At 67.0% G+C, this 26,974-nt stretch carries 24 protein-coding genes; 15 read left to right on the top strand and 9 right to left on the bottom strand.

Going from position 1 to position 26,974, the window contains the following annotated elements:
• Nucleotides 1-54 precede the first annotated feature (54 nt).
• Both AC1RLU_RS26210 and AC1RLU_RS26205 read right to left on the bottom strand, forming a co-directional pair.
• Nucleotides 55-1,110 carry an aldo/keto reductase gene (locus AC1RLU_RS26210; RefSeq protein ID WP_142114147.1) on the bottom strand — a complete coding sequence of 352 codons (1,056 nt, stop codon included), beginning with the start codon at nucleotides 1,108-1,110 and terminating at the stop codon, nucleotides 55-57.
• An 80-nt stretch (nucleotides 1,111-1,190) separates the two neighbouring features.
• The gene (locus tag AC1RLU_RS26205; RefSeq protein ID WP_091862602.1) at nucleotides 1,191-1,799 is read right to left on the bottom strand and encodes an arylesterase; all 609 of its coding nucleotides are present in this window, start codon (nucleotides 1,797-1,799) and stop codon (nucleotides 1,191-1,193) included.
• A gap of 180 nt (nucleotides 1,800-1,979) precedes the next feature.
• Here AC1RLU_RS26205 and AC1RLU_RS26200 point away from each other — a divergent pair, with 180 nt between their 5' ends.
• The 4 genes from AC1RLU_RS26200 to AC1RLU_RS26185 all read left to right on the top strand — a co-directional run bounded on the left by AC1RLU_RS26200 (nucleotide 1,980) and on the right by AC1RLU_RS26185 (nucleotide 6,915).
• Nucleotides 1,980-2,681, top strand: a complete 702-nt coding sequence (locus AC1RLU_RS26200) for an ABC transporter ATP-binding protein (RefSeq protein WP_492798976.1) — start codon at nucleotides 1,980-1,982, stop codon at nucleotides 2,679-2,681.
• A gap of 2 nt (nucleotides 2,682-2,683) precedes the next feature.
• Nucleotides 2,684-5,269 carry an ABC transporter permease gene (locus AC1RLU_RS26195; RefSeq protein WP_492798975.1) on the top strand — a complete coding sequence of 862 codons (2,586 nt, stop codon included), beginning with the start codon at nucleotides 2,684-2,686 and terminating at the stop codon, nucleotides 5,267-5,269.
• A 219-nt stretch (nucleotides 5,270-5,488) separates the two neighbouring features.
• Nucleotides 5,489-6,271, top strand: a complete 783-nt coding sequence (locus AC1RLU_RS26190) for a Bax inhibitor-1/YccA family protein (RefSeq protein WP_061966494.1) — start codon at nucleotides 5,489-5,491, stop codon at nucleotides 6,269-6,271.
• Nucleotides 6,272-6,378: 107 nt separating this feature from the next.
• Entirely contained in the window at nucleotides 6,379-6,915 is a 537-nt protein-coding gene (locus AC1RLU_RS26185) for a GNAT family N-acetyltransferase (protein WP_492798974.1), read from the top strand.
• Nucleotides 6,916-6,935: 20 nt separating this feature from the next.
• Here the strand turns inward: AC1RLU_RS26185 and AC1RLU_RS26180 are convergent, their stop codons facing one another.
• Together AC1RLU_RS26180 and AC1RLU_RS26175 are read right to left on the bottom strand one after the other, a co-directional pair.
• The gene (locus tag AC1RLU_RS26180) at nucleotides 6,936-7,304 is read right to left on the bottom strand and encodes a DUF2794 domain-containing protein (protein ID WP_492798973.1); all 369 of its coding nucleotides are present in this window, start codon (nucleotides 7,302-7,304) and stop codon (nucleotides 6,936-6,938) included.
• Between the two features lie 347 nt (nucleotides 7,305-7,651).
• The gene (locus AC1RLU_RS26175) at nucleotides 7,652-8,200 is read right to left on the bottom strand and encodes a peroxidase-related enzyme (protein ID WP_061966491.1); all 549 of its coding nucleotides are present in this window, start codon (nucleotides 8,198-8,200) and stop codon (nucleotides 7,652-7,654) included.
• Nucleotides 8,201-8,381: 181 nt separating this feature from the next.
• Between AC1RLU_RS26175 and AC1RLU_RS26170 the strand changes: the two genes are divergently transcribed.
• Both AC1RLU_RS26170 and AC1RLU_RS26165 read left to right on the top strand, forming a co-directional pair.
• Nucleotides 8,382-13,214, top strand: coding sequence for an NAD-glutamate dehydrogenase (locus tag AC1RLU_RS26170; RefSeq protein ID WP_492798972.1), 4,833 nt, complete (start codon nucleotides 8,382-8,384; stop codon nucleotides 13,212-13,214).
• 108 nt (nucleotides 13,215-13,322) lie between these two features.
• The gene (locus AC1RLU_RS26165) at nucleotides 13,323-13,520 is read left to right on the top strand and encodes a Trm112 family protein (protein WP_061966490.1); all 198 of its coding nucleotides are present in this window, start codon (nucleotides 13,323-13,325) and stop codon (nucleotides 13,518-13,520) included.
• Nucleotides 13,521-13,552: 32 nt separating this feature from the next.
• Here the strand turns inward: AC1RLU_RS26165 and AC1RLU_RS26160 are convergent, their stop codons facing one another.
• Nucleotides 13,553-14,803 carry a ubiquinone biosynthesis hydroxylase gene (locus AC1RLU_RS26160; RefSeq protein ID WP_492798971.1) on the bottom strand — a complete coding sequence of 417 codons (1,251 nt, stop codon included), beginning with the start codon at nucleotides 14,801-14,803 and terminating at the stop codon, nucleotides 13,553-13,555.
• Nucleotides 14,804-14,926: 123 nt separating this feature from the next.
• Here AC1RLU_RS26160 and tesB point away from each other — a divergent pair, with 123 nt between their 5' ends.
• The 3 genes from tesB (at nucleotide 14,927) to AC1RLU_RS26145 (ending at nucleotide 17,736) form a co-directional block, all read left to right on the top strand.
• Nucleotides 14,927-15,793 carry an acyl-CoA thioesterase II gene (gene tesB / locus AC1RLU_RS26155; protein ID WP_492798970.1) on the top strand — a complete coding sequence of 289 codons (867 nt, stop codon included), beginning with the start codon at nucleotides 14,927-14,929 and terminating at the stop codon, nucleotides 15,791-15,793.
• Between the two features lie 238 nt (nucleotides 15,794-16,031).
• Nucleotides 16,032-16,370, top strand: a complete 339-nt coding sequence (locus AC1RLU_RS26150) for a P-II family nitrogen regulator (protein ID WP_061966489.1) — start codon at nucleotides 16,032-16,034, stop codon at nucleotides 16,368-16,370.
• A 28-nt stretch (nucleotides 16,371-16,398) separates the two neighbouring features.
• Nucleotides 16,399-17,736: an ammonium transporter gene (locus tag AC1RLU_RS26145; protein WP_492799005.1), complete on the top strand. Its 1,338-nt coding sequence runs from the start codon at nucleotides 16,399-16,401 to the stop codon at nucleotides 17,734-17,736.
• Between the two features lie 62 nt (nucleotides 17,737-17,798).
• On the opposite strand, the gene AC1RLU_RS26140 is transcribed toward AC1RLU_RS26145, so the two are convergent.
• Nucleotides 17,799-18,131, bottom strand: coding sequence for an antibiotic biosynthesis monooxygenase family protein (locus AC1RLU_RS26140; protein WP_492798969.1), 333 nt, complete (start codon nucleotides 18,129-18,131; stop codon nucleotides 17,799-17,801).
• 187 nt (nucleotides 18,132-18,318) lie between these two features.
• Between AC1RLU_RS26140 and AC1RLU_RS26135 the strand changes: the two genes are divergently transcribed.
• The 4 genes from AC1RLU_RS26135 (at nucleotide 18,319) to AC1RLU_RS26120 (ending at nucleotide 23,862) form a co-directional block, all read left to right on the top strand.
• Nucleotides 18,319-20,889 (top strand): DNA translocase FtsK, encoded by a 2,571-nt coding sequence (locus tag AC1RLU_RS26135; protein WP_492798968.1) that lies wholly within the window; start codon nucleotides 18,319-18,321, stop codon nucleotides 20,887-20,889.
• Nucleotides 20,890-21,078: 189 nt separating this feature from the next.
• Nucleotides 21,079-21,927 carry a LolA family protein gene (locus tag AC1RLU_RS26130; RefSeq protein ID WP_492798967.1) on the top strand — a complete coding sequence of 283 codons (849 nt, stop codon included), beginning with the start codon at nucleotides 21,079-21,081 and terminating at the stop codon, nucleotides 21,925-21,927.
• An 82-nt stretch (nucleotides 21,928-22,009) separates the two neighbouring features.
• Complete coding sequence (xth, locus tag AC1RLU_RS26125) at nucleotides 22,010-22,825, top strand: exodeoxyribonuclease III (protein ID WP_492798966.1); 816 nt, start codon at nucleotides 22,010-22,012, stop codon at nucleotides 22,823-22,825.
• Nucleotides 22,826-22,944: 119 nt separating this feature from the next.
• Entirely contained in the window at nucleotides 22,945-23,862 is a 918-nt protein-coding gene (locus AC1RLU_RS26120) for an EamA family transporter (protein WP_244492781.1), read from the top strand.
• Nucleotides 23,863-23,871: 9 nt separating this feature from the next.
• Here AC1RLU_RS26120 and AC1RLU_RS26115 read toward each other — a convergent pair whose 3' ends face one another.
• Together AC1RLU_RS26115 and AC1RLU_RS26110 are read right to left on the bottom strand one after the other, a co-directional pair.
• Nucleotides 23,872-24,336, bottom strand: a complete 465-nt coding sequence (locus tag AC1RLU_RS26115; RefSeq protein ID WP_061966681.1) for a cyclic nucleotide-binding domain-containing protein — start codon at nucleotides 24,334-24,336, stop codon at nucleotides 23,872-23,874.
• A gap of 3 nt (nucleotides 24,337-24,339) precedes the next feature.
• On the bottom strand, nucleotides 24,340-25,026 hold the full coding sequence (locus tag AC1RLU_RS26110) for a response regulator transcription factor (protein ID WP_061966680.1): 687 nt from the start codon (nucleotides 25,024-25,026) through the stop codon (nucleotides 24,340-24,342).
• 81 nt (nucleotides 25,027-25,107) lie between these two features.
• Here AC1RLU_RS26110 and AC1RLU_RS26105 point away from each other — a divergent pair, with 81 nt between their 5' ends.
• Both AC1RLU_RS26105 and AC1RLU_RS26100 read left to right on the top strand, forming a co-directional pair.
• Nucleotides 25,108-25,674 carry a L,D-transpeptidase family protein gene (locus AC1RLU_RS26105; RefSeq protein WP_061966679.1) on the top strand — a complete coding sequence of 189 codons (567 nt, stop codon included), beginning with the start codon at nucleotides 25,108-25,110 and terminating at the stop codon, nucleotides 25,672-25,674.
• A 104-nt stretch (nucleotides 25,675-25,778) separates the two neighbouring features.
• Nucleotides 25,779-26,159, top strand: a complete 381-nt coding sequence (locus tag AC1RLU_RS26100) for a glyoxalase superfamily protein (RefSeq protein WP_492798965.1) — start codon at nucleotides 25,779-25,781, stop codon at nucleotides 26,157-26,159.
• Here AC1RLU_RS26100 and AC1RLU_RS26095 read toward each other — a convergent pair.
• The gene (locus AC1RLU_RS26095) at nucleotides 26,156-26,821 is read right to left on the bottom strand and encodes a YggS family pyridoxal phosphate-dependent enzyme (protein ID WP_492798964.1); all 666 of its coding nucleotides are present in this window, start codon (nucleotides 26,819-26,821) and stop codon (nucleotides 26,156-26,158) included. The genes AC1RLU_RS26100 and AC1RLU_RS26095 overlap by 4 nt on opposite strands.
• Nucleotides 26,822-26,974 lie beyond the last annotated feature (153 nt).

Below are 26,974 nucleotides of genomic sequence, written 5' to 3'. Positions count from 1 at the left end.
CCCGGGTCTCCCTTAGGTCGCCCGGGATGACCGTGTCTGGACTGGAAACGAAACCTACGGGCAGGGATTGCCGACGAGCTGATGGATCGCGTCGATCTTTGCCTCAACCTCCGGCGAGAGCTTCACGTCGATCGAGGCGATGTCGGTCCTGAGCTGCTCCATCGAGGTCGCGCCGATGATGTTGGCGGTCACGAAGGAACGGCTGTTGACGAAGGCGAGCGCCATCTGCGCCGGGTCGAGCCCGGCTTCGCGGGCGAGCGCGATATAGCGCTTGATGGCCTCCTCCGCTCCGGCCGTCTGGTAGCGCTGGCCGCGATCGAACAGCGTCGTGCGGGTTCCCGCCGGGCGGGCGCCGTCGAGATATTTGCCGGTGAGAAAGCCCTGCGCCAGCGGCGAATAGGCGAGCAGGCCGACATCCTCGCGCAGCGCCACTTCGGCGAGCGCCGTCTCGAAGGTGCGGTTGAGCAGGCTGTAGGCGTTCTGGATCGACTGCACCCGCGGCGTGCCCCGGATTTCCGAATCGCCAACGAAGCGCATCGTGCCCCAGGCGCTCTCGTTGGAGAGGCCGAGATGGCGGATCTTGCCGGCCTTGATCACCTCCGCGAAGGCATCGAGCTGCTCGGCGATCGGCGTTTCGTCGGCCGGCTGCTCGAAGGCTGCCTTGGAGAATCGCGTCGGATTCGAGCCCCAGGGCATCGGCCGCTCCGGGAAATGGATCTGGTAGAGGTCGATATAATCGGTCTGCAGCCGCTGCAGGCTTTTGTCGACGGCTTCGAAGATCTGCTTGCGCGTCACCCGCGTCGGGCTCTTGTCGTCGCGGAACCAGGTATTGCCGCCGCGTCCGCAGATTTTCGACGCCAGGATGATCTTGTCGCGCTTGCCGCGCGCCTTGAACCAGCTGCCGACGATCCGCTCGGTCGAGCCTTGCGTCTCCGGCTTCGGCGGGATCGAGTACAGCTCGGCGGTGTCGAAGAAATTGATGCCCTGCTCGACGGCATAGTCCATCTGGGCATGGCCTTCGGCCTCGGTGTTCTGCTCTCCCCAGGTCATGGTTCCCAGGCAGATCACCGAGACCTTGAGATCGGTGCGTCCAAGGCGGCGGTATTCCATGGCGAAGCAACTCCGGGAGCGGGGCCGGCGGGCGGCGATGCGGAAACGGAAATACGCCGCGCGGAGAACCCGCGGGCGGATCAGGACCTGGGCGGCAGGCTGGCGATGAAACGCTCGACCGTCGGCAGGATGGTCCGGACGATGACGGCGACGCCCTCGGCCGTGGGATGCAGCCCATCCGCCTGGTTCAAAGCGCGGTCTCCCGCGATGCCTTCCAGGAAGAACGGGTAAAGCACCAGCCCGTGCGTCTTCGCAAGCTCGGGATAGATCGCATCGAAGCGTTTCGCATAATCTTCGCCGAGATTGCGCGGCGCATACATGCCGGCGAGCAGCACCGGGATCTTCCGCTCGGTCAGGCGCACGATCATCGCCTCGAGGTTTTTCCGGGTGAGCGCAGGGTCGACGCCGCGCAAGGCATCGTTGGCGCCGAGTTCGAGGATGACGCCGTCGGTGCCGTCGGGCACCGACCAGTCGAGCCGTTCGAGCCCGCCCTGCGTCGTGTCGCCGGAGACGCCGGCGTTCACGATTTCGACAGCGAGGCCCTTCTGGCGCAACGCCTGCTCCAGAACGGTGGGGAAGGCTGCGCTGCCCGGCAGGTTGTACCCCGCCGACAGCGAATCGCCGAAGGCGACGAGCTTCAGCGATCGCGCCGCGCTCGCGTTGGAGGGAGGAGTCTGCGCGCCGGCCATGTCAGGGGACCCGATGAAAAGCAGCAGGAACGCGACCAAAAACGTCGCAGCCGATTGGACAAGCGCGAAGCTGAGCCCATATGGCCGCAGACCGTACCGTGCCGAGAACCTGCCCCGTTCGGGGCGCGATTCCGTGCGAACGGGGATGGCGATGGGTCGTGAAATCAGGATCATGGCGTGATGAGCGAGAAGGCCGCTTCGGCAATCGAGTTGCAGGATGTCCACCTGAGTTTGGGGCGCGGCGCCGCCCGCGTCCATATCCTCAAGGGCGTCTCGGTGTCACTGGCGGATGGTGAGGCGACCGGCCTCGTCGGCCCCTCCGGCTCCGGCAAGTCGACGCTGCTGATGACCATGGCCGGTCTGGAGCGCCCCGATTCCGGCCTCGTCAAGGTCGCCGGCCAGGATCTCGGCGCGCTCGACGAGGACGGGCTCGCAATCTTCCGCGGCCGGCATATCGGCATCGTCTTCCAGTCCTTCCACCTCGTCCCGACGATGACGGCGCGCGAGAACGTCGCCCTGCCGCTGGAGCTCGCCGGCCACACGGACGCCTTCGCCCGTGCCGAAGCGGAACTGCGCAATGTGGGCCTGGGCCATCGCATGGACCATTATCCAGCCCAATTATCCGGCGGCGAGCAGCAGCGCGTCGCGATCGCACGCGCCGTCGCGCCCGACCCGGCGATCCTCGTCGCCGACGAGCCCACCGGCAATCTCGACGAATCGACCGGCCGTGCGATCGTCGACCTGATCTTTGCCCTGAAGCGCGAGCGCGGCGCGACGCTGGTGCTCGTCACCCACGATCTCTCACTCGCCGCGCTTTGCGAGCGCACGGTCCGCCTGCGTTCCGGCGTGATCGAGGCCGAGCCCGAGACGGTGGTCGCCTGACGATGCACGCTCCCGTCAAGCCGCCGCAAAGCCCGGCCTATCGAACCCCAGGCATCGGCCTCGTCCTGCGCCTCGCTATCCGCGACCTGCGCGCGGGCCTGCGCGGCTTCGGCATCTTCATCGCCTGCCTCGCGCTCGGCGTGATGACTATCGCCGCCGTCGCCTCCGCCTCGCGCGGCCTGACCGAGGGGCTGGCCCGCGAAGGCCGTCGCATCCTCGGCGGCGATGCCGCCTTCAGCCTGATCCACCGCGAGGCGACGCCGCCCGAACTCGCTTTCCTGACTGCGCGCGGCACCGTTTCCAGCATCGCCACCATGCGCGGCATGGCCAATGCAGGCGAGAAGGGCGCGGCTCTCGTCGAGATAAAGGCGGTCGACGCCGCCTATCCCAGCATCGGTACGGTCGAGACCGACCCACAGACGCCGCTGCCCGGCCTGCTCGGCCAGCGCGACGGCGTCTACGGCGCGGTCGCCGATCCCGTCCTATTTGGACGGCTCGACCTCAAGCCTGGCGACATCGTCACGGTCGGCGGCGCGAAAATCCAGCTGCGTGCCAATCTCGTTTCCGAGCCCGACAAGATCGCGGCCGGCGTCGGCTTCGGCCCACGCCTCCTGATGTCGCAGGAAGCGCTGAAGGCAACCGGCCTGATCCAGCCCGGCAGCCTGATCCGCTGGACCTATCGCCTCCAGCTCCCGCAAGCCGCGACGAGCGATGCCGATCTCGAGAAGCTGATCGCCGATGCCGGCACGCAGCAGCGCGATGCCGGCTGGGAAATCCGTTCCCGCGCCAATGCCGCGCCGAGCTTCCAGCGCAATCTCGAGCGCTTCACCCAGTTCCTGACGCTGGTCGGCCTCACCGCCCTGCTGGTCGGCGGCGTCGGCGTCGCCAATGCCGTGCGCCGCTTCGTCGAGGCCAAGAAGCTCGATTTCGCCACGATGAAAGCGGTCGGCGCCACCGGCGGCCGCGTCGTCGCGATCCACCTCACCGAGGTCATGCTCGTCGCCGCGATCGGCACAGCGATCGGCCTTGTGCTCGGCGCCGCCGCGCCCTTCGGCCTCGGCGCCGTCGTCCAGAGCATCCTGCCGGTGCCGTTCGAGCCGACGCTGGCGCCGGGCGAGCTCGCCATCGCCGCGCTGTACGGCCTGCTGACTGCGTTCGTCTTCGCGATCATCCCGCTCGGGCGCGCCCATGACATTTCCGTCTCGGCCCTGTTTCGCGACAAGGTCGAGCCCGATCCGCGCCGCCCCCGCGCGATCTATCTGGTGCTCTGCGCGCTTGCGCTGGCCGGTCTCGCCGGCGTCGCCATCGGCTTCGCCTATGATCGCCGGATCGCGCTGATCTATATCGGCGTGATGTTCGGCGTCTTCCTGCTGCTGCGTGCCGTCTCGTTCGGCCTGATGGCAATCGCCCGCCGCATCCCGCGTCCGCGCCGCCCGGCGCTCCGCATGGCCCTCGCCAACAGCCACCGGCCGGGCGCTCTGACGCCCGCGCTCGTGCTCTCGCTCGGCCTCGGCGTCACGCTGCTCTCGGCGCTCTCTTTCATCGATGTCAGCCTGACCCGGCAGCTCACCGGCGCCCTGCCCGACAAGGCGCCGAGCTTCTTCTTCCTCGACGTGCCCAGCCGCGATTCCGAGCGCTTCGACGCCTTCCTCGCGGCGGAACGGCCGGGAGCGAAGACCGAGCGCGTGCCGATGATGCGCGGCCGCATCGTCTCCGTGAACGAGACCCGCGCCGAAGACATCAAGGCGAGCGAGCAATCCGCCTGGGTGCTCGATGGCGACCGCGGCATCACCTATGCCGCCACGCTTCCTGAAGGCTCGCGCGTCTCCGCTGGCGAATGGTGGCCGGCCGATTATCGCGGCGAGCCATTGGTCTCCTTCGACGCCCAGAACGCTGCCGGCATCGGCCTGAAGATCGGCGACAAGCTCACCGTCAACGTGCTCGGCCGCAACATCACCGCCCGCGTCGCCAATTTCCGCACGGTCGACTGGCGCTCCTTCGGCATCAATTTCGTCATGGTGTTCTCGCCCAATACCTTCGCGGGCGCACCGCACACCAATCTCGCCACCGTCGCGTCGAGCCCGGACGGCAAGGGCGCGACCGATGCCGTGCTGATGCGCCGCCTCGCGCTCGACTTCCCGGCGGTGACGGCGGTGCGGGTCAAGGACGCGCTCGAAGCGGTCAACACCATCGTCGCCCAGCTCGCCATGGCGATCCGCGGCGCCTCCGGCCTCGCCATCGCCGCCAGCCTGCTGGTTCTGGGTGGCGCACTCGCCGCCGGACAGCGGGCGCGGCTCTATGACGCGATGATCCTGAAAACGCTGGGCGCTACCCGCCGCTTCATACTTTCGTCGTACGCCCTTGAATACGCCGCCATCGGCCTCGTCGCGGCCGTCTTCGGCGTTGTCGCGGGTACTGCGGCGGGCTGGGGGATCGTCACGCAAGTGATGCGGATCGAATTCGTCAGTGACCCGACCGGTGCAATACTCTCTGCGACTGCCGCTGTCGGGGTTACCGTCCTGTTCGGTCTGGTCGGTACGATAAAAATACTGACGAAAGCGCCGGCTTCTCATCTCAGAAATTTATGATGACTATCTGAGATCGAGCCTCGATAGACATTAAAATCCTGTAATTCTGCATGGCAGCAGCACCGAACTTCTATGACCCGCCCGGCCTTAACCATGGCGGGGTCTTGTAAGGAAAGCGAAAGCCCCTCATATTCCCGTCATCGCGACGATCGATCGCGAGGACGGCTGGCGCCTGCGCGCTTGCCGTCGTCCGAAACACCGTCAGGGGAAACTCGCTTAATGAGCAACTTCGACCGCAATGCTCCAGTCTGGGGTGCCGGCCGCGCACAGCAGACCAGCGCCGTCGAGATGGATCAGGGCCTGCGCTCGTTCATGCTCGGCGTCTACAACAACATGGTGATCGGCCTTGCGATCTCGGCGCTGTTCGCGCTGGGCATCAACAAGATGGCCGTGACCGATCAGGCCAACGCCGTCGCCAAGATCGGCAACACCTATCTCACCTCCTTCGGCCAGCTGCTTTATGGCACGCCGTTGATGTGGGTGGTCGCGCTGGCGCCGCTGGCCTTCATCTTCTTCTTCTCGTTCCGCGCCGACAAGATGTCGGCCTCGTCCGCCCGGACGATGTTCTTCGCCTTCGCGGCGGTGATGGGCGTCTCGCTTTCGACGATCCTGATCCGCTACACCGGCGCGTCTGTGGTGCAGGTTTTCTTCATCACCGCTGCGGCCTTCGGTGGCCTCAGCCTCTACGGCTACACCACCTCGAAGTCGCTCTCCGGCATGGGCTCGTTCCTGGTCATGGGCCTGATCGGCCTGATCCTGGCCTCGATCGTGAACATCTTCCTGGCTTCGGGCGCTCTGGGCTTCGTCATCTCGCTGGTCGGCGTCGGCATCTTCGCCGGCCTGACCGCCTGGGACACCCAGCGCCTGAAGGAGATGTATCTCTACTCCGAGCTCGGCCCGGAGGAAGCTGCGAAGCTCTCGGTGAACGGCGCGCTGTCGCTCTACCTGAACTTCATCAACATGTTCCAGTTCCTGCTCGCGCTGATCGGCAACCGCGAGTGAGAATGACAGGCTCCTGAACAGGAGCGCACGAGCCCCGGCCTCACGGCCGGGGCTTTTTCTTTGGGCGGGCCTTCCCTTCTGGCACGCAGATTGCTCATGCTTTGGGCATGACGCCGCCTTCGATCCGCCCGGCCGCAACGGCCGACATCCCCGCCATCGCCTCGATCTACACCCATGCGGTGCTGCACGGCACCGCCTCCTGGGAGCTGGAGCCGCCGGGCGAGGCCGAGATGCAGCGGCGCTACGAGGCGATCCTGGCCGGCGGCTACCCCTATCTCGTCGCGGAGCGGGAGGGTGCCATCCTCGGCTATGCCTATGCCGGCGCCTACCGGCCGCGACCGGCCTATCGCGCCACCGTCGAGAACTCGATCTATGTTGCACCAACGGCGCAGGGCCTCGGCATCGGCAGCCTGCTGCTCGACGCCCTGATGCAGGCCTGCACTGAGCGCGGCTTCCGCCAGATGATCGCGGTGATCGGGGATGGCACCGGCGCCTCGATCGGCTCGCGCCGCCTGCATGAGCGCGCCGGCTTTCGCCTGATCGGCGTTGCCGAGAAGGTCGGCTTCAAGCACGGCCGCTGGCTCGACCAGATGCTGATGCAGAAGGAACTGGGCGAGGGCGGCCGCGCGCCGCCGGGCATCTGAACCCGGTGCGGGCAGGCCTGTCAGCTCACCACGCTGAGCTTGTTGTCGAGCACCTTGAGCACGCGCGAGAGTTCCGAGCCGCGCTTCAGGATCAGCCCGGTCGCCGCGACGACCGAATAGGCGCCCTGCCGCCGCGCCAGCGCCGGATCCTTGACGATCCGGTAGAGCGGCATCTCCGACGAGCGCCGGAACACCGAGAACTGCGCCTTGTCCTTCAGGAAATCGATGGCGTAGTCGCGCCATTCGCCGGCCGCGACCATGCGGCCATAGAGGTTGAGCAATTCGCTGAGTTCGCGCCGGTCGAAGGTCACGGGCGCCGGTCGCGCCGGCGCCGGGAAATTGACGACCGCACCGGCGGCTTGCGATTGCGGCGTTTCGCTTTCGCTCATGGCGCCTCCCTGTCCGGGGCCTCACCAAATCATTCCGGGATGATGCGCCCGCAGTCCTGCGCTGGCAAGGGATGCCGGCGCAGCAATCACATTCGCGCGCGAGTCGAGCCCTCACGGCGATTGCCCCATTTTCGCCGCGAACGCGTCAAGCGAGCGCCAAGTTGCGCCGTTCAACTCTCCTCGTTGCCTCGACGGCCCGGTTTCGCTGATCACCGGTTTGTCAGCCCCCCAGCCCCCCGGAGTTCGGGCGGAGCCGGGCCACCGAGTCGGGGCCAACTAGCGGCTGGCATTGCGCCGGCCGTTTTTCTTTTGTGGCAATGCTCGCGGCCGGCGTGCCGGAACCCGGCTCACCGCACCTGCCGGTGATACTCGGCGTTGGGCCGCATATCGACCGCCGAGGCCATCCGGTTCGACATGTTGTAGAAGGAGGCGACGGCGCCGATATCCCAGATGTCGCGCGCGTTGAAACCCGCCTTGCGCAGGCCTTCGCGATCCTCTTCCCCGACGAGATGCGGGGTTTCCGTCAGCTTGACCGAGAAATCGAGCATGGCGCGGTGCCGCACCGAGAGATCCGCTGCCCGGTAGTTCATCACCAGCAATTCGCCCAGCACGGGATCGCCCGAGAGCTGGCGCACCGCCGCACCATGGGCGGTGAGGCAATAATAGCAACGGTTCACGCTGGAGACCGCCACCGCGATCATCTCCCGCTCCAGCTTCGACAGGCCGGAAGGCGCCAGCATCAGGTCGTTGTAGAAGGCGGCGAAGGCCGTGAGCTTGGCATCGTCATGCGCATAGGAGGTCAGCACATTCGGCACGAAACCGAGCTTCTCCTGGCATTTCGCGAAATAGGCCTGGTTCTCGGCCGAGAGCGCACCGGGCTTCAGATCCAGAGCCATCACGCTCGGGGGCGAATCCTGGCGCGCCGGCTCTTCTCCCACCTTGGGTTTGTCATGCTTTGTTGCCATGGTGTGTCCTGTCGAGTCGGGGGAGCGTCAGTTTGCCGCTTTTTCAGGCACGGCAAGTTGAAAGGCTCCGCAGCCTATGTCATCGCTGCGGCAAAACAACTGGGGTTGGGATATGGGCAAACGGGTGACGAACGCGACTGCGAGTGCAATCGCAGCGATCGAGGCCGCAGCCACCGGACTGAAGAGTTCGATGCCCGCCGAGTTCCCCCGCCTGCTCTTTGGCCGTTCCGTCGCCGAGGATCTCGAGGCCCTGCCGGCCGAAATGCTGGCTCACACCGCGGCCGCGGCCTTCGAGCACCTCGCCCAGCCGCGCAAGCCCGAGACGATCAACCTGCGTTTCCGTGACGAGGAATTCGGCGAGGGCGAGCGCAGGAACCAGCTCACCGTTCTCGAGGTCGTCAACGACAACAAGCCGTTCCTGCTCGATTCGACGCTGGCCGAACTGCAGGAGCAGGGCCACGAGCCGCGCCTCGTTGCCCATCCGATCCTCGCGGTCGCCCGCGACGCCAAGGGCAAGTTCGCCTCGCTCGCCGGCGAAGCCGCCGGCCGCGCGCCCGAAGGCACGCGCCGGGAGAGCCTGCTCCATATCCACGTCCCACGCATCGACACGCCGGAGGCGCGCGAAAAGCTGCGCATCGGGCTCGAGCGCGTCTATGCCGATGTCGCGCTGGCGGTCGACGACTGGGCCGCGATGCGCGGCCGCATCACCGAGGTGATCCAGGCCTACCGCGCCAATCCGCCGCCGCTGCCGGAGGACGAGATCAACGAGGCGCTGCAATTCCTCGAATGGATCGCCGGCGACAATTTCACCCTGCTCGGCATCCGCGCCTATCGCTTCCCCGGCGGCGACGTCGCCGCAGACCCGATCGAGGGCTCGGGCCTCGGCATCCTCCGCGACCCGACGGTCAAGGTTCTGCGCAAGGGCCGCGAACTGGTAACGGTGACACCCGAGCTGCGCTCTTTCCTGGCCAAGCCCCAGGCGCTCATCATCACCAAGGCCAACGTCAAGAGCCTGGTCCATCGCCGCGTTCATCTCGACTATGTCGGCGTCAAGCTGTTCACGCCGGATGGAAGGCTCGACGGCGAGTTGCGCATCGTCGGCCTGCTGACCTCGAACGCCTATACCGGCTCGGCCCGGGCCATTCCTTATCTGCGGCTGAAGGTCGCGCGCGTCGCCAAGAATATCGGCTTCGACCCGGCGAGCTATTCCGGCCGGGCGCTGATGAACGTGCTCGACGCCTATCCGCGCGACGAGCTCTTCCAGATCGACGTGGCGACGCTGGAGCAGTTCGCCCTCGACATCCTGCAGCTCACCGAGCGGCCGCGCATCCGCGCGCTCGCCCGTGTCGACGAGTTCGACCGCTTCGTCTCGATCCTCGTCTTCATCCCGAAGGACCGCTACGACACCACCGTGCGCCAGCGCGTCGGCGATTTCCTGGCGCGGGTCTATGGTGGGCGCCTCTCCGCCGCCTACCCCGCCTATCCCGAGGGGCCGCTCTCGCGCACCCACTACATCATCGGCCGGGACGAGGGCAAAACCCCGCGCGTCGAACGCGCCACGCTGGAATCCGGCATCAGCGCCATCGTCCGCACCTGGAGCGATGGGCTGAAGGACGTGCTCGACCAGGAGAAAGCCGGCCCGGCCGCCCGTGCGCTGGCCGAGCGTTATGCCGCGGCCTTCGGCGCCGCCTATCGCGAGCGCTTCTCGGCGGCTGACGCGCTCGTCGATATCGAGATGCTCCAGCAGCTCACGCCGGAGCGGAGCCGCGCCGTCAATCTCTACCGGCGCGAGGGCGACGACGCCAAGCGCGCCAATCTCAAGGTGTTCTCGCGCGGCGCGCCGATTTCGCTCTCCGCCCGTGTCCCAGTGCTGGAGAACATGGGCTTCCGCGTCGTCAACGAGCGGACCTACAACGTCATGCCGCAAGGCAATGGCGACACTGTCCGCATCTGGCTGCACGACATGACGCTGGAGCGCGCCGACGACGGCGAGATCGATATCGAGCATCTCGATCCGACCATCGAGGCGGCGCTGATGGCGCAGTTCCGCGGCCTCGCCGAATCCGATCGCTTCGACCAGCTCGTGCTCGCCGCCGGCCTCGCCTGGCGGGAAGCGGCCCTGCTGCGCGCCTTCGGCCGCTATCTGCGCCAGGCCGGCGCGCCCTATGCCCAGGGCTATATCGCCGACGCCCTGACCAGCCATCCCGACATCGCCTCGGGGCTCGTCGCCTATTTCGCCGCGAAGTTCGACCCGCGCATCGCGGCGAGCGAGCGCGAGCAGCGCATGGCCCAGAAGCATGCCGAGATCGAGGAAGCGCTCGACGCCGTCACCAGCCTCGACGACGACCGCATCCTGCGTCGCCTCGTCAATCTGGTCGATGCTGCGCTACGCACCAACTTCTTCCAGCTCGGCCCCGACGGCCAGCCGCGCCAGACCATCACCTTCAAGTTCGACTGTGCCAGGGTCGACGGCCTGCCACTGCCGCGCCCGCTCTACGAGATCTTCGTCTATTCGCCACGCGTCGAGGGCATCCATATGCGCTTCGGCAAGGTCGCCCGCGGCGGCCTGCGCTGGTCCGACCGGCCGCAGGATTTCCGCACCGAGGTGCTCGGCCTGGTCAAGGCGCAGCAGGTCAAGAACGCGGTGATCGTGCCGGTCGGCGCCAAGGGCGGCTTCTTCCCGAAGCAGCTTCCGCCGGCCTCCGACCGCGCCGCCTGGCTCGCCGAGGGCACCGAGAGCTACCGCATCTTCATCCGCAACCTGCTCGAGCTCACCGACAATCTCGACGGCGAGACCATCGTCCCGCCGCCGGATACGGTGCGCCATGACGGCGACGATCCTTACCTCGTCGTCGCCGCCGACAAGGGCACCGCGACCTTCTCCGACACCGCCAACGCGATCTCGCTGGAGAAGCATCACTGGCTCGGCGACGCCTTCGCCTCCGGCGGCTCGCAGGGCTACGATCACAAGGGCATGGGCATCACGGCTCGCGGCGGCTGGGAAGCGGTGAAGCGCCATTTCCGCGAGGTCGATATCGACATCCAGACCACGCCCTTCACCGTCGCCGGCGTCGGCGACATGTCGGGCGACGTCTTCGGCAACGGCATGCTGCTCTCGCCGGCGATCAAGCTGGTCGCGGCCTTCGACCACCGCGACATCTTCCTCGATCCCGACCCGGACACGGCGAAGTCCCTGGCCGAGCGCCAGCGCCTGTTCAAGCTGCCGCGCTCGTCCTGGGCCGATTACGACAAGAGCCTGATCTCGAAGGGCGGCGGCGTGTTCTCGCGCCAGGCCAAGAGCATCCCGCTTTCCCCGGAAGTTCGGGCGCTGCTCGATCTCGACAAGAAGGAGGTTTCGCCGCCCGAGCTGATGACGGCGATCCTTAAGAGCCGCGTCGACCTGCTCTGGTTCGGTGGCATCGGCACCTATATCCGCGCCTCCGACGAGACCGACGCCCAGGTCGGCGACCGCGCCAATGATCCGATCCGCATCACCGGCAACGATCTCAGGACGCGGGTCGTCGGCGAGGGCGCCAATCTCGGCGTCACCCAGCGTGGCCGCATCGAGGCGGCCCGCAAGGGCATCAGGATCAACACCGACGCGATCGACAACTCCGCCGGCGTCAACACCTCCGACGTCGAGGTCAACATCAAGATCGCGCTCGCCGGCCCGGTGAAGGACGGCCGCCTGAAGGAAGACAAGCGCAACGAATTGCTGGCCGCGATGACCGACGAGGTCGGCGACCTCGTCCTGCGCAACAACTACCTGCAGACGCTGGCGCTTTCGCTGACGGAGGCGCAAGGATCGGCCGCAACGCCGGGCCTGCGCTTCCTGATGCAGACGCTGGAGAAGGATGGCCGGCTCGACCGCGCGGTCGAGTACCTGCCGAGCGATGCCCAGCTCGCCGAGCGCGAGAAGCGCAGCGAAGGCCTGACCCGGCCGGAGCTCGCGGTGCTGCTCGCCTATGCCAAGCTTTCAGTGCACGACGCGCTGCTCGAATCCTCGGTGCCGGACGATCCCTATCTCGCGACCGAACTCGTGCGCTATTTCCCGAAGGCGCTGCGCGAGGCCTATCCGGATGCGATCGCCAGCCACAAGCTGCGCCGCGAGATCGTGGCGACGCAGCTCGCCAACGCCATCGTCAACCGTGGCGGCCCGGCGCTTGTGCCGGTGCTGGCAGCACTGACCCGCTCGGACGCGCCGGCCATCGCCGCGGCCTACGCGATCGCGCGCGATTCCTTCGATCTCATCGCGCTCAACGGCGAGATCGATGCGCTCGACGCGAAGATCCCGGGCAAGACCCAGCTCGGCCTCTACGGCGCCGCGCAGGAACTCGTCACCAACCGGATGGGCTGGTTCCTGCGGCGCGGCGTCGCCAAGCCCGGCACGATCGAGCAGACCATCGCGCATTACGCCAAGGGCGTGAGGGAACTGTCGGAGGAACTCGGCAGCCTGCTGCCGGAGGCCGCTTCGCAGGCAAGGCTCGCGCGCATCGCCGTGCTCTCCTCGGAAGGGGTGCCGGAAGCGCTGGCCGCTCGCGTTGCCAGCCTACCGGCGCTGGCCGAGGCGACCGACATCGTCGATATCGCCGAGCGCAGCAAGCGCAGGATCGGCGAGGTCGCCCGCATCCATTTCGGCATCGATGCGCAATTCGGCCTGTCGAGTCTCAAGGCGGCGGCGGCCGCCGTGCCGGCGACGGACGACTATGAGCGCCTTGCTCGCGAACGGGCGATCGAGACGCTGGACGACGCCCATTCCAGCCTGACGCAGGAGGTTTCGGCCTCGGCCAAGGGCCAGGGCACGCTGGAAAGCTGGCTGGCGGAGCGCGGCGAGGATGCGGAACGCACCCGCACCACGATCAACGCGATCACCAGCTCCGGTCTCACCTTGCCGAAACTGATGGTGGCAGCCGGCATGCTGGCCGACCTGCCGCGCAAGCATTAGATTGTCGAGTGCGCTACGCGCGAAGCGATCTAGGCCGAGTGTCATGACATCGGACCGGAAGGCGGCATCCGCTTTTCGGTCCGATGCCCTTTTTGAACGGAAAGACCGATGACCGGCGAAGCCGACACGACCACCCGCATCGACCCGAAGCTGCTTGAAATCCTGGTCTGCCCGCTGACCAAGGCGACGCTGGAATATGATGCCGCCAAGCAGGAGCTGATCAGCCGCCCTGCCAAGCTGGCCTATCCGATCCGCGACGGCATCCCGATCATGCTGCCGGAAGAAGCACGCCAGCTGGAAGATTGAGGCTCATGCCGTTCCCCGGCAGCACATAACGGTCAAAGCGCCTCGCCCCGCAGCAGCCGCGGCGTCGCGCCGGCAACGCCCGCAGCCTCGCGGATGAAGAAGCGCTTTAGCCCCGGCATCCGGTCGACGATCCCAAGTCCGAGATCGCGTGCCAGCCTGACCGGCGTCGCATCGTTCGAGAACAGACGGTTCAACCCGTCGGTCACCGCGCCCATCGCTACGGTGTCGAAGCGGCGCGCCTTCTCGTAATCTTCCAGCACGTCGGCCGAGCCGGGGTCGAGACCCAGCCGGGCCGCGTCGACGATGGCCTCGGCCAAAGCCGCGACGTCCTTCAGGCCCAGATTGAGCCCCTGTCCGGCGATCGGGTGGATCAGATGCGCGGCATCGCCCAGCAGGGCCAGCCGCTCGCCGACGAAACGCCGGGCCACGCCGAAGCCGAGTGGATGTGCGCTCACCGCGCTTTCAAGGGCGATCTCGCCGAGTTCAAGCCCGAAACGCCGCTCGATCTCGGCCAGCATGTCCTGGGTGTCGAGCGAAAGCAGCGGTCCGACATTCTCCTTCCGCTCGGTCCAGACGATCGAGGAGCGATGCCCGAGCCTGCCGCCATCGGCCAGCGGCAGGATCGCGAAAGGCCCCGACGGCAGGAAATGCTCGACGGCCCGTCCCTGATGAGGCCGCTCGTGGCCGATCGTCGCGACAATGCCGGACTGGCCATAGTCCCAGCCGACCCAGCCGATGCCAGCCTGCTCGCGCAGTTTCGAGCGCGCGCCATCAGCCGCGACCAGCAAGGTAGCCTCGCAGCGCGTTCCGTCGCTGAAAACCAGCCCGACCGCCGTATCGTCGGCGGTGAAGCGGCGCACGCCAGCGCTGCGGAGCTCGACACCGGCCTCCTCGCAAGCTGCTTTCAAGGCCGCGACCAGCGCTGCATTCTCGACCATATGGGCAAAGGGTTGGCCGGGCTCGACCTCGCCGTCGAAGGTGAGGAAGACCGGCCGGACGGCGTCCTCGGTCCGGCTGTCCGAGACGATCATCTCCAGCATCGGCTGGGCGGTATGGGCGATCGTCTCCCAGATGCCGAGCGTCTCCAGCATCGCCCGCCCGCCGGCCGCGACCGCATAGGCGCGGTTATCGGCGCGCGGTGCAGCCGCCAGCGCCGGATCGGCCAGGATCACCGCGAAATCCTCGCCCAGCCCCTGCTTCAGCGCCAGAGCCAGCGCCAGCCCGGCGATGCCGCCGCCCGCGATGACGATGCGCATGGCGCTGTTGCCCTGTTCGATAGCCATGCCGTCCTTCTCTCCGCGTCGACTTGACGCCACGGGATGCCTCGGTGCTGATGCCAGGCGAAACCGGCTGTCCCTGTGCGGGCCGCCGGCCGCTCCGTCAACCTGACCGCGATGCCGCCGACCATGTCCCAGATCAGCGCCTCCCTGACGGCGATTCTCGACCTCGAACCGCTCGAGCGCAACCTGTTCCGCGGTCGCAGCCCGAAATCGACGTGGCCGCGCGTCTTCGGCGGGCAGGTGATCGCACAATCGCTCTATGCCGCCTGCAAGACCGTCGAGGGTCGGCAGCCGCATTCGCTGCATGCCTATTTCCTGCTGGCGGGCGACCCCGAAGTGCCGATCGTCTACGAGGTCGACCGCCTGCGCGACGGCCGCTCCTTCACCACGCGGCGCGTGCTCGCCATCCAGAAGGGCGAGGCGATCTTTGCGATGTCGGCCTCCTTCCATGTCGATGAGCCCGGCTACGAGCACCAGATGCCGATGCCGAAGGTGCCGATGCCGGAAGAGCTGCCGGATCGCGAGGAAATGGCGAAACTGTTCAATTCGCCGAAGCCCAATCCGCTCCAGACCTTCTACCAGCGCAAGCGGCCGATCGAGATCCGCCCGGTCGAGCTCGAACGCTATCGCGGCAGCGCCAACCTGGAACCGAAGTTCAACGTCTGGATCCGGGCGATCGAGCCACTGCCCGACGAGCCGGCCTTCCACCAGAGCGTGCTCGCCTACGCCTCCGACCTGCTCCTGCTCGATTCCAGCCTGATCGCCCATGGCGCGACGGTCTTCGACCAGAAGATCCAGGCTGCGAGTCTCGACCACGCCCTGTGGTTCCATCGCCCGTTCCGGGCCGACGACTGGCTGCTCTATTCGCAGGACAGCCCCTCGACCGCCGGCGCGCGCGGCTTCTCGCGCGGTCTCATCTTCGATCGGCAGGGCCGCCTGGTGGCGTCGGTGGCGCAGGAAGGCCTCGTCCGACCCCGGCCTGATCTCGGCTGACCCGATTTCAGGCAGCTGCGCAGAAACCAGACGATTGCCTTATTATTAGGCAAACTCGACGGTTCTTCCCGCTTCTCCTGCATGATTTCGCCTCTGGATGCGGCTTTGCCGCTCCTGGAGCGCGTTGGCACGTCCCTTGAATTGCATGTTGCGACGCAACTGCGGTCCCGCAGGCGCGAGAGGTGCAACGAGATCGCCGGGGCTGACGACCGGGCGGCGCAAACGGGAAGCCCAGCACATGAAAATCGTGATGGCGATCATCAAGCCGTTCAAGCTGGAGGAGGTGCGCGACGGGCTCACCGCCGTCGGCGTTCACGGCCTGACCGTGACCGAGGTGAAGGGCTACGGCCGCCAGAAGGGTCACACCGAAATCTACCGCGGCGCCGAATACGCGGTGAGCTTCCTGCCGAAGATCAAGATCGAGGTCGCCGTCTCCGACGATCTCGTCGACCGAGTGATCGAGACGATCACCACCGCGGCCCGCACCGGCCAGATCGGTGACGGCAAGATCTTCGTCTCCTCGATCGAGAAGGCCGTGCGCATCCGCACCGGAGAGACCGATGCCGACGCGCTCTGAGCCCCGCCCCCTCAAGGAGTTTTCGACGATGATTCTCAGGACCTCGCTGCGGGCCGGATCGGCCGGCCTCGCTCTCGCCGCACTCTCGGTCAGCGCCGCGCTGGCACAGGCGCCGGCTGCCGCTGCCGTTCCCAACAAGGGCGACACCGCCTGGATGCTGGTCTCGACGCTGCTCGTGCTGTTCATGACGCTGCCCGGCCTGGCGCTGTTCTATGGCGGCCTCGCCCGCTCGAAGAACATGCTCTCGGTGATGAGCCAGGTCACGGCCACCGCCGCCGTGATGTGCATCGTCTGGGTCGTCTATGGCTACAGCCTCGCCTTCACCGGCGGCGGCTCGCTGACCAGCTTCATCGGCTCCTTCTCCAAGGCCTTCCTGGCCGGCGTCACCAGCGAGACGACCTCGGACACCTTCACCAAGGGCGTGGTGATCCCCGAATATGTCTTCATCTGCTTCCAGATGACCTTCGCCATGATCACGCCCGCGCTGATCGTCGGCGGCTTCGTCGAGCGCATGAAGTTCTCGGCGCTGCTGCTCTTCGTCGTGCTGTGGGCGACCTTCGTCTATTTCCCGATGGCGCACATGGTCTGGTTCTCGGAAGGGTATCTCTTCACCCTTGGCGCGCTCGACTTCGCCGGCGGCACGGTCGTCCACATCAATGCCGGCATCGCCGCGCTCGTCGGTGCGCTGGTGATCGGCAAGCGCATCGGCTACGGCAAGGAACTGATGTCGCCGCACTCGCTGACGATGACCTTCATCGGCACCGCCGTTCTCTGGGTCGGCTGGTTCGGCTTCAATGCCGGCTCGAACCTCGAGGCCACCGCCGGCGCGGCGCTCGCCATGATCAACACCTTCACGGCGACCGCCGCAGCGGCGCTGGGCTGGCTCTTCATCGAATGGATCGTCAAGGGCAAGCCCTCGCTGCTCGGCATGCTCTCCGGGATCGTCGCCGGCCTGGTCGCGGTCACCCCGGCTGCCGGCCTGGTCGGCCCGATGGGCGCGATCGTGCTCGGCGCGATCGCAGGCGTGGTCTGCTTCTTCTTCTGCACCACGGTGAAGAACGCGCTCGGCTACGATGATTCGCTCGATGTCTTCGGCGTCCACGGCGTCGGCGGCGTCATCGGCTCGATCGGCACCGGCATCTTCGTCGCCCCGGCGCTGGGTGGCGTCGGCGTCGCCGATTACGCGATGGGCGCCCAGGTCTGGAAGCAGTTCGTCGCCGTCGCCGTCGCCGTCATCTGGTGCGGCGTCGGCTCCTTCGTCCTGTTCAAGATCATCGATGCGGTGGTCGGCCTGCGCGTCACCTCGGACCAGGAACGCGAGGGCCTCGACATCGCCGAGCATGGCGAGCGCGCCTACAACATGTGATCCTCCCACCGCTTCGGCGGTACCTCGACCCCGGCGGGCAACCGCCGGGGTTTTTCTTGGCGTCAACCCGGCTCGTTCACGACGATCTCGAGGACCTGTACGCCGTCGGGCAGCTCGATCAGGAATTCGGCGTCACGCGCCAGGTGATGAATGCGGCGTGGATCAGGGCCGGCGAAGCGCGACATCGCCTCGATGCTCTCCCAATAGGAGATCGTGACGAATTCGCTCTCGGTCTCGCGATCCTCCCGGAACATCTGCGCGCCCAGTGCCTTTTCCAGCAAGGGCGCCACGCCCTCGCTCCTCAGATAGACCGCGTAGGCATCGGCCTTCGCGCGCGTCGTACGTCCGCGCCAGATCCGGGCGATCCGGGCTTCAACAGTCTTCGATGCGGTCATGGAACACCTCCTGTCCGTCTCGGATCCAAAGGCAGGGCACCGCGATCCGTTCCATCCGCTCCCGACAATCGGCGGCAGGAACCGGCGAGCGCGGTTCAAGGTTAAGCGGGTCTTAACCTCGGCTTCCTAACCTTCCGCTGATGGCCGAATGGTGCGGCCCGACAGTCCGGACAAGACCCGAAACCGCATGCGCACGATCCGCCGCTCCCAATCGCTCATGGACCGCCTGCCTGACCCGGTGCGCGAGTTCCTGTCGCGCCGCGCCTCGGAGCTGACCGGAATGGGCGTTCTCGCCCTGATGATCGCCATCTCCACGGCGCTGGCGAGCTGGTCGGTCGACGACCCCAGTCTCAACAACGCCACCAGCGGCGCGATCCGCAACTGGCTCGGCCGCCCCGGCGCCATGGTCGCCGATCTCCTGATGCAGCTCATCGGCCTCGGCGTCATCGCCCTGCTGTTTCCGCCGGTGATCTGGGCGCTCCGGCTCGTCCGCTTCCACATCTTCGATCGTGGCGCATTGAAGCTCGGCCTCTGGGTCGTCGGCGTCGCTGCGACTGCCGCCGTCGCTAGCGCCCTGCCCGCGACCCCGCGCTGGCCGCTGCCCACCGGCATGGGCGGCGTGATCGGCGACGGTCTCCTCTTCGGCACGCGCAATATCGCGGGCATCGCCGGCGGAGCCGTCGGCAGCCTCGTCGGCTTCCTCTATGCCGGCATCGCCATTCTCGCCGTCACCGCCGCCGCCGGCTTCGGCTTCGTCACCGACGAGGACCCGGTTCTCGACAGCGACGAGGCCGAGGACAACTGGTCCGACAGCGACGAGCGCCGCGATGACGAGCCCGGCATCGCCGTCATCCTGATCGGCTGGCTCGCCCATGGCGCGATGGCGCTGCGGGCCGCGATCCTGCGCCGCCTGCCGCAGCCCCCCGAGCCGGCCGTCGATACCGGCCTGGTTCCGACCCGTGACAACGGCCGCGTTCGCCGCGAGCCGCAATTCGGCGAGGCGCCGGCCGGGCGCCGCGGCCTGCCCGATTTCGATCCCGAGCCGCTGCCCGGTGCCCGCCCTACCACGCCCGGCCGGGCGACCGACGATGACGACGCGCCTTTCGATCTCGACGACGAGCCGCAGGATCTGCGCGATCTCAACGCTCCGCGCGTGGCGATGCCGCGCGCCGCGCCGAAGCCCGGCAAGCGCATGCAGCGCGAGGCCCAGCCCTCCCTGCTCGACCGCGACTCGTTCGAATTGCCGCCGCTGACCTATCTGGCCGAGCCCAAGAAGGTCGCTGCGAACGCGGTCTCGACCGATGCGCTGGAGCAGAACGCCACGCTGCTCGAAGGCGTGCTCGAGGATTTCGGCGTGCGCGGCGAAATCTCGCAGGTGCGCCCCGGTCCGGTCGTGACGCTCTACGAGCTTGAGCCTGCGCCGGGCACGAAATCCTCCCGCGTGATCTCTCTCGCCGACGACATCGCGCGTTCGATGAGCGCGGTATCGGCGCGCGTCGCGGTGGTTCAGGGCAAGAACGCGATCGGCATCGAACTGCCCAACACCCGCCGCGAGACCGTCTTCCTGCGCGAGCTCCTCGCCAGCCAGGATTTCGAGGCGACCAAGCACAAGCTCGCGCTGTGCCTCGGCAAGACCATCGGCGGCGAGCCGGTGATCGCCGATCTCGCCCGCATGCCGCATCTGCTCGTCGCCGGCACCACAGGCTCGGGCAAGTCGGTCGCCATCAACACCATGATCCTCTCGATCCTCTACCGGCTGAAGCCGGAAGAGTGCCGCCTGATCATGGTCGATCCCAAGATGCTCGAACTCTCCGTCTATGACGGCATCCCGCATCTGCTCACCCCGGTCGTCACCGATCCCAAGAAGGCGGTCGTCGCCCTGAAATGGGCGGTGCGCGAGATGGAGGAGCGCTACAAGAAGATGTCGAAGCTCTCGGTGCGCAACATCGACGGCTTCAACGCCCGGGTCGGCGAGGCCAAGGCGGCGGGAGAGGTCATCACGCGGACCGTCCAGACCGGCTTCGACAAGCATTCCGGCGAGGCGATCTACGAGGAGGAGGTCATGGACCTCGAGCCTCTGCCCTATATCGTCGTCATCGTCGACGAGATGGCCGACCTGATGATGGTCGCCGGCAAGGAGATCGAGGGCACGATCCAGCGCCTCGCCCAGATGGCACGTGCGGCCGGCATCCATGTCGTGCTCGCGACCCAGCGCCCCTCGGTCGACGTCATCACCGGCACGATCAAGGCGAACTTCCCGACCCGCATCTCCTTCCAGGTCACGAGCAAGATCGACTCGCGCACGATCCTGGGCGAAATGGGCGCCGAGCAGCTGCTCGGCCAGGGCGACATGCTCTACATGGCCGGCGGCGGGCGCATCACCCGTGTCCACGGCCCCTTCGTCTCGGACAGCGAGGTCGAGAAGGTCGTGGCCCATCTCAAGACCCAAGGCCGGCCGCAATATCTCGATGCCGTCACCTCCGAGGAGGACGAGGGCGCCGAGGACGAGGATGGTGCCGTCTTCGACAAGACCGGCATGGGCTCGGTCGAGAGCGACGACCCCTACGAGCAGGCTGTGGCGGTCGTGCTGCGCGACAAGAAGGCCTCGACCTCCTACATCCAGCGCCGCCTCCAGATCGGCTACAACCGCGCCGCCTCCATCATGGAGCGCATGGAGAACGAGGGCATCGTCGGACCCGCTAACCACGCCGGAAAGCGCGAAATCCTCGTCGAGAGCCAGAATCAGCACGACGAATGAGGCTTGCGAGGGCCGCCCGCCCTTGCAGGCACCGGCACCAGTCCTCAAATTGCCATGACGATGCTGCAACCTCCGCAGTAGACCAGACGTTGGAATAGGCAGATGAGGTCGGGAACGGCCTCGACTCCCGCACCAGCGATCGTTCAGGCTTTCGACAGGGATGGCCGCGGCACAAGGAATGGAGCAGCCTTGCTCGACAGATTGACCCCGACCGTTCGGGCTTCGGTCCTGCTGACGACGATCGTCGGCTGCGCGCTGTCGGCTGCCCCGCTGGCGGCCCAGCCGCTTCAGCTTCAGCCGCCGAAGCCCGCGGCCACGAAACCAGCCGCACCGCGCCTCGTTCTACCGCCACCCCGGCCGCCGGGGCTCGGCCAGGCGCGTGGCGCCGCGACGGAAGCCCCTGCGGTTCAGGCCGTGGCATCGAACGCGCCTGCAACCGCGGCCCCCGCAGCCGAGGCGGCCAAGCCGGCAGCCGCGCCCGCCAAGGGCAGGCAAGCGCCTCCCGCGACGCAGGAAGAGGCCGTCGAGCGGCTGAACGCCTATCTCAACAGCTTCACCACCTTGCAGGGCAACTTCATCCAGCACGCCTCCAACGGGCGGCGCCTGGAGGGGCGCATCTATATCCAGCGCCCCGGCAAGATGCGCTTCGAATACGAGCCGCCGACGACCACGGAGGTGATCGCGGACGGCACCTCCGTCGCCATCCGCGACAAGCGCCTCGCGACGCAGGACATCTACTCGATCGGCCAGACGCCGTTGAAGTTCCTCGTGCGCGAGAAGATGGACCTGGCGCGCGAAGGTACGCTCAAGGGCGCCAGCGTCGATGGCGACCTGCTCACGGTCCGGCTGGAGGACCGTTCGACGCTGGGCGGCACCTCCAAGATCACGCTGAAATTCGACCTCGTCGCCAACGAGCTCAGGCAATGGGTCGTCGTCGACCCGCAGGGCTACGAGACGTCGATCTCGCTTTACAATCTCGACACCCGCCGCCGGCCCGATCCGCAGAATTTCGTGATCGACTACCAGCGCAAGCTCTGACGGCGCTAGGCAAGCTGAAAACGGCTTGCCTTTTGGGCCCGGGCGACCCAGTTTCCGGCCTCCTCACCGCCGGAATACTCGCGTGCAACTCACCGTCACCAGCTGGAACATCAATTCCGTCCGCCTGCGCATCGGCATGGTCGGCGAGTACCTCGCCACCTACGCCCCCGACGTGCTCTGCCTGCAAGAGACCAAGACGCCGGACGAGCAGTTCCCGGCCAAGGCCTTCCACCAGTTCGGCTATGTCCACCAGGCCTTCATCGGCCAGAAGGGCTATAACGGCGTCGCCATCGTCTCGAAATTGCCCTTCAGCGAGAAGGAGGCGATGTCGATGTGCGGCCGCAACGACGCCCGGCACATGACGGTGACGCTCGACAAGGCGGCCGGCCCCGCCGCCGGCATCGCCATCCATAACTTCTACATCCCCGCCGGCGGCGACATCCCCGACCCCGCGAAGAACGACAAATTCGCCCACAAGCTCGCCTTCCTCGACGAGATCGGCACCTGGGGCGTGACAAAGAAGCCGACCGACCGGCCCGCGATCCTCGTCGGCGACCTCAACATCGCGCCCTATGAGCACGATGTCTGGAGCCACAAGCAGCTCCTGGACGTGGTCAGCCATACCTCGATCGAGACGACGACGCTGGAGAAGTTGCGCAGCGAGCTCGGCTGGACCGACGCGGCGCGCACGCTGCGCCCCGAGCCCGAAAAGCTCTATTCCTGGTGGAGCTACCGCGCGCAGGATTGGTCGGCAACGAACAAAGGCCGCCGGCTCGATCATATCTGGCTCTCGGACGCCCTGAAGCCGACGCTGCGCGACCTGACCTTCCTGCGCGAGGCCCGCGGCTGGGAGCGCCCCTCCGACCATGTCCCGGTCACGGTGACGCTGGAACTCTGAGGGGCTCCTACCGCGGCTTTCCATGTCGCGCGGGCCCCTCAGCCATGCCGGCCCGCCCTAACGACGGGGTCGTTCCGCATGTTACTGGCCTTCGCGAACCGTCAGGCGAAGCCAGTCCCGTGCAGCCAGCTCTCCCCACGACACTCTCATTCCGCGACGCGCTGCTCACGCTGGCGGTGATGGTCGTCTGGGGCACGAATTTCGTCGTCATCCATATCGGCGTCGAGCATTTCCCGCCGCTGCTCTTCGCCGCCTTGCGCTTCACCTTCGCGCTGCTGCCGGCGGTGTTCTTCCTCAAGCGGCCGGACGCGCCCTGGAGCAAGCTCGCCGCCTATGGCGTGCTGATCGGCGCCGGCCAGTTCGGCCTGCTCTTCTTCGCGATCAAGGGTTCTATCGCGCCGGGCCTGGCTTCGCTGGTGGTGCAATCGCAGCCCTTCTTCACGATCCTGCTGGCAGCCGCGATCACGCATGAGCGCGTGCAGCCCTTCCAGATCGCCGGCCTGCTTCTCGCCGGTGTCGGAATCGGCGTCATCCTCTGGCACACCGACGGCTCGACCACGCCGCTCGGCATCATCCTGGTACTCGGCGCGGCCGTTTGCTGGGCAGCCGGCAACATCGTCGCGCGCAGCACGCCCAAGGTCGACATGCTCGCCTATGTCGTCTGGACCAGCCTGTTCGCGATCCCGCCGCTGGTCGCGCTGTCCTTGATGATCGAGGGCTGGCCGGCGATCCGCGACGGTCTCACCCATGCTCCCGCCGTCGCCTGGGCCGCGGCGATCTGGCAGGCGGTCGGCAATGTCATGTTCGGCTATGCGGTCTGGGGCTGGCTACTCTCGCGCTATGCCGCCGCAACCGTCGCGCCGACGGCTTTGCTTGTGCCGGTCTTCGGCATGGGCGCCGCGGCGATCTGGCTCGGGGAGCCTCTGCCCGGCTGGAAGTTCGCCGCAGCCGCGCTCGTCATGTCCGGGCTGTGCATCAACATCCTCTGGCCGCGCTTCGCCGCGATCCGTGCTGCCCGGCATCCGCCATCGTCCTGAGCGGACAGCTTACTTCCGATCGATCGCGCTCAGCGCTTCCTGGACGGCGGAGAGCTCACCGACGAAGCCCCGCAGCCGATCCCCGATCGCAGCAGCGATCGCCTCGGCCGAATCCGGCGATTCGCCGAGCACGCGGCGCATCACGCTGCGCGGCAGCCGCATCACCTGCGTCGGCTCGCGTGCGATCGCCGTGACCTGTCGTGGGACGGAGGTGAAAAGCGCAAGTTCGCCGATCAACGCTCCGGGCCCGACAATCTCGCTCGCCGGCTTCCCATCGTCCTGCATCGTCAGCGCGACGGCACCGGACACCACCAGCACGGCGCCATCCGATGGTTCGCCGGCGCGGAACAAAACGTCGCCGGCACGCAGAATGCGGCTTTCGGCCGCGAAGGCGAGCAGTCTCAGCGCATCGCGGTCCATCAGGCTCAGCAGCGGCTGCCGGGCCAGCAGGGCCATGTCCTCGTCGAGCGCCATTCGTCAGGGATTCAGCCGGTAACCGCCGGCATCGGTGACCAGCAGCCGGGCATTGCCGGGATCCGGTTCGATCTTCTGGCGCAACCGGTAGATATGGGTTTCGAGCGTATGGGTCGTCACCTGGCTGTTATAACCCCAGACTTCCTGCAGAAGAACCTCTCGCGCGATCGGCTTGCGGCCGGCGCGGTAGAGGAAGCGCAGGATCGCCGTTTCCTTCTCGGTCAGCTTGGTCTTGGAGCCCTTCTCGCTGACGAGCAGCTTCGATCCCGGGTGAAACGTGTAGGGGCCAACCTGAAAAATGGCGTCCTCGCTCGCCTCGTGCTGGCGCAGATGCGCGCGGATGCGCGCCAGCAGCACCGCGAACTTGAACGGCTTGACCACATAGTCGTTGGCGCCGGCCTCGAGCCCGAGCACGGTATCGGCATCCGAGCCCTGTGCCGTCAGCATCACGACGGGGCTCTTGAAGCCGTTCTTGCGCATCACCTTGACGGCTTCGCGCCCATCCATGTCGGGCAGGCCGACATCCATCACGGCAAGGTCGACGCGCTCGCCCTGCACGGCCTTGATGGCCGCCGTCGCGTTCTCGGCGGTCGACAGCCGGAACTCCTCGTAGAGGGCCAGCTGCTCGGACAAAGTGTCGCGCAGGGTCTGGTCGTCATCAACGAGCAGGATATGATGGACGGCGGACATGGACGGATCGCTCGGACGGAAGGGTTGCGGCAACATGAGCCTGCTGAGTCGTCATCGCAAGTGAGGCCGCCTGGAATTCCCGTGAGAAACCGTTCGAACCATACAGCCGCGCCGCATGGCGGACCGCGCAACCTGACCTCGCTGCGCGTCTTCGCCTCGGTCCATGACCGGCGCAAGGGCTTCCTCGTTGCCGGCGGCGCGGTCTTTCCCTGCGCGCTCGGCCGCTCCGGCATCGGTACCGTGAAGCGCGAGGGCGATGGCCGCACGCCGCGCACAAATCTGCCGCTGCGCGGCGTTTTCTACCGGGCCGACCGCCTTTCCCGCCCCCGCACGCTCCTGCCGCTGAAGCGGATCGGACCGCGCGACGCCTGGTGCGACGACCAGAAAGATCGCCGTTACAACCGCCTGATCGACCGCCCGCCCGGCGAAGCCGAGGAGCGCCTGCAGCGCGAGGATCATCTCTATGATGTGATCGTCGAGCTCGGCTGGAACGACCGGCCCGTGCAGCGCGGACGCGGCAGCGCGATCTTCTGGCATCTCGCCCGCGCCGGCTTCACCCCGACCGCCGGCTGCGTCGCCGTCGAGGGCCATGTCTTCGCCAAGCTGCTGCCGCGGCTGGCGCGCCATTGCCGGATCCTGGTGAGGTGAGCTAGGAGAGACGCGGGCACCGTCTCGATCATATCTTCGGATCAGGCAGCTGCGCTCCCGGGCACCGTCCCGCGACGCGGCGCCATCCCAGCCAGAGATTTGCGATGACTGATTCGGTTTCCACGTTCCGCTTCGGGCGGATTGCCGCCATGCTGCCCGTCGCCGACATGGCCCGCGCCTGCGACTTCTACATTGGCGCCCTGGGCTTCCGGAAAACCTTCGAGAACGGCGATCCCGTCGGCTTCATGATCCTGAAGCGCGACGCCGCCGAACTGCACCTGACGCTCCAGCCCGGGCACAAGGCCGCGCCCTTCAACGTCGCGCATATGATGGTCGAGGATATCGACGCCGTGCATGCCGTGATCCGCGCGCGCGGCCTGCGCATCGTCAAGGGCCTGCGCGACAAGGATTACGGCCTGCGGGCCTTCGTCTTCGAAGACCCGGACGGCAACCGCATCGATGTCGGCGAGCCGATGAAGACCTAGCCCCGCGCCCCGAAAATCGCGCTGCCGACGCGCACATAGGTCGCGCCGAGCTGGATCGCCGCCTCGTAATCGGCGCTCATGCCCATCGACAAGCCCTTGAGCCCGTTGCGGGCGGCGATCTTGGCGAGCAGCCCAAAATGCGGCGAGGGCGGCTCGTCCGCCGGTGGAATGCACATCAATCCCTCGATCGCGAGGCCGTGAACCTCGCGGCAGCGGGCGATGAAGGCATCGGTATCGGCCGGTAGCACGCCGCCCTTCTGCGCTTCCTCACCGGTATTGACCTGGACGAAGAGCCGCGGGGTCTTGCCCACCCGGGCGATCTCGCGTGCGATCTCCTTCGCCAGGCTCTCGCGGTCGAGCGACTGGATGACGTCGAAGAGCTCGACCGCCTCGCGTGCCTTGTTCGACTGCAGCGGGCCGATCATGTGCAATTCGGCGTCCGAGAAGCGCTCCTTCAGCGCCGGCCACTTCGCCTTGGCTTCCTGGACATAGTTTTCGCCGAAGACGCGCTGGCCTGCTTCGAGCACCTCGATGATCTGCTCGGCCGGCTTGGTCTTGGAGACCGCGACCAGCGCGGCCGAGCCAACTTCACGCCCGAAATCGCGCTCGGCGCGGCCGATCGCCGCCCGAATTTCTGCCAAACGCGTAACCGTATCGCTCATCTGCCAGCCTCTCATGCCGTGGGCGCCGTTGACCGCGTGCGCGCAATGGTGTCCTAGAGCAGGTTGCAAGATTCCGACATCCGGTTTTTGCATTCAGCCCCTGCGCCGGCCTGCCTCCGGGAGCCGGCAAACCCGCAAGAATTGCCCGCTGAC

The sequence above is a fragment of the Allobosea sp. GW822-FHT05A11 genome (assembly GCF_058800455.1).
This window is presented reverse-complemented; position numbering and strand designations above follow the sequence as displayed.

What these genes read in the sequence shown, in the direction of transcription:
- AC1RLU_RS26210 (WP_142114147.1), bottom strand. Translation starts at nt 1,110, where the DNA reads ATGGAATACCGCCGCCTTGGACGCACCGATCTCAAGGTCTCGGTGATC.
- AC1RLU_RS26205 (WP_091862602.1), bottom strand. Translation starts at nt 1,799, where the DNA reads ATGGCCGGCGCGCAGACTCCTCCCTCCAACGCGAGCGCGGCGCGATCG.
- AC1RLU_RS26200 (WP_492798976.1), top strand. Translation starts at nt 1,980, where the DNA reads ATGAGCGAGAAGGCCGCTTCGGCAATCGAGTTGCAGGATGTCCACCTG.
- AC1RLU_RS26195 (WP_492798975.1), top strand. Translation starts at nt 2,684, where the DNA reads ATGCACGCTCCCGTCAAGCCGCCGCAAAGCCCGGCCTATCGAACCCCA.
- AC1RLU_RS26190 (WP_061966494.1), top strand. Translation starts at nt 5,489, where the DNA reads ATGAGCAACTTCGACCGCAATGCTCCAGTCTGGGGTGCCGGCCGCGCA.
- AC1RLU_RS26185 (WP_492798974.1), top strand. Translation starts at nt 6,379, where the DNA reads ATGACGCCGCCTTCGATCCGCCCGGCCGCAACGGCCGACATCCCCGCC.
- AC1RLU_RS26180 (WP_492798973.1), bottom strand. Translation starts at nt 7,304, where the DNA reads ATGAGCGAAAGCGAAACGCCGCAATCGCAAGCCGCCGGTGCGGTCGTC.
- AC1RLU_RS26175 (WP_061966491.1), bottom strand. Translation starts at nt 8,200, where the DNA reads ATGGCTCTGGATCTGAAGCCCGGTGCGCTCTCGGCCGAGAACCAGGCC.
- AC1RLU_RS26170 (WP_492798972.1), top strand. Translation starts at nt 8,382, where the DNA reads ATGGGCAAACGGGTGACGAACGCGACTGCGAGTGCAATCGCAGCGATC.
- AC1RLU_RS26165 (WP_061966490.1), top strand. Translation starts at nt 13,323, where the DNA reads ATGACCGGCGAAGCCGACACGACCACCCGCATCGACCCGAAGCTGCTT.
- AC1RLU_RS26160 (WP_492798971.1), bottom strand. Translation starts at nt 14,803, where the DNA reads ATGGCTATCGAACAGGGCAACAGCGCCATGCGCATCGTCATCGCGGGC.
- tesB (WP_492798970.1), top strand. Translation starts at nt 14,927, where the DNA reads ATGTCCCAGATCAGCGCCTCCCTGACGGCGATTCTCGACCTCGAACCG.
- AC1RLU_RS26150 (WP_061966489.1), top strand. Translation starts at nt 16,032, where the DNA reads ATGAAAATCGTGATGGCGATCATCAAGCCGTTCAAGCTGGAGGAGGTG.
- AC1RLU_RS26145 (WP_492799005.1), top strand. Translation starts at nt 16,399, where the DNA reads ATGATTCTCAGGACCTCGCTGCGGGCCGGATCGGCCGGCCTCGCTCTC.
- AC1RLU_RS26140 (WP_492798969.1), bottom strand. Translation starts at nt 18,131, where the DNA reads ATGACCGCATCGAAGACTGTTGAAGCCCGGATCGCCCGGATCTGGCGC.
- AC1RLU_RS26135 (WP_492798968.1), top strand. Translation starts at nt 18,319, where the DNA reads ATGCGCACGATCCGCCGCTCCCAATCGCTCATGGACCGCCTGCCTGAC.
- AC1RLU_RS26115 (WP_061966681.1), bottom strand. Translation starts at nt 24,336, where the DNA reads ATGGCGCTCGACGAGGACATGGCCCTGCTGGCCCGGCAGCCGCTGCTG.
- AC1RLU_RS26110 (WP_061966680.1), bottom strand. Translation starts at nt 25,026, where the DNA reads ATGTCCGCCGTCCATCATATCCTGCTCGTTGATGACGACCAGACCCTG.
- AC1RLU_RS26100 (WP_492798965.1), top strand. Translation starts at nt 25,779, where the DNA reads ATGACTGATTCGGTTTCCACGTTCCGCTTCGGGCGGATTGCCGCCATG.
- AC1RLU_RS26095 (WP_492798964.1), bottom strand. Translation starts at nt 26,821, where the DNA reads ATGAGCGATACGGTTACGCGTTTGGCAGAAATTCGGGCGGCGATCGGC.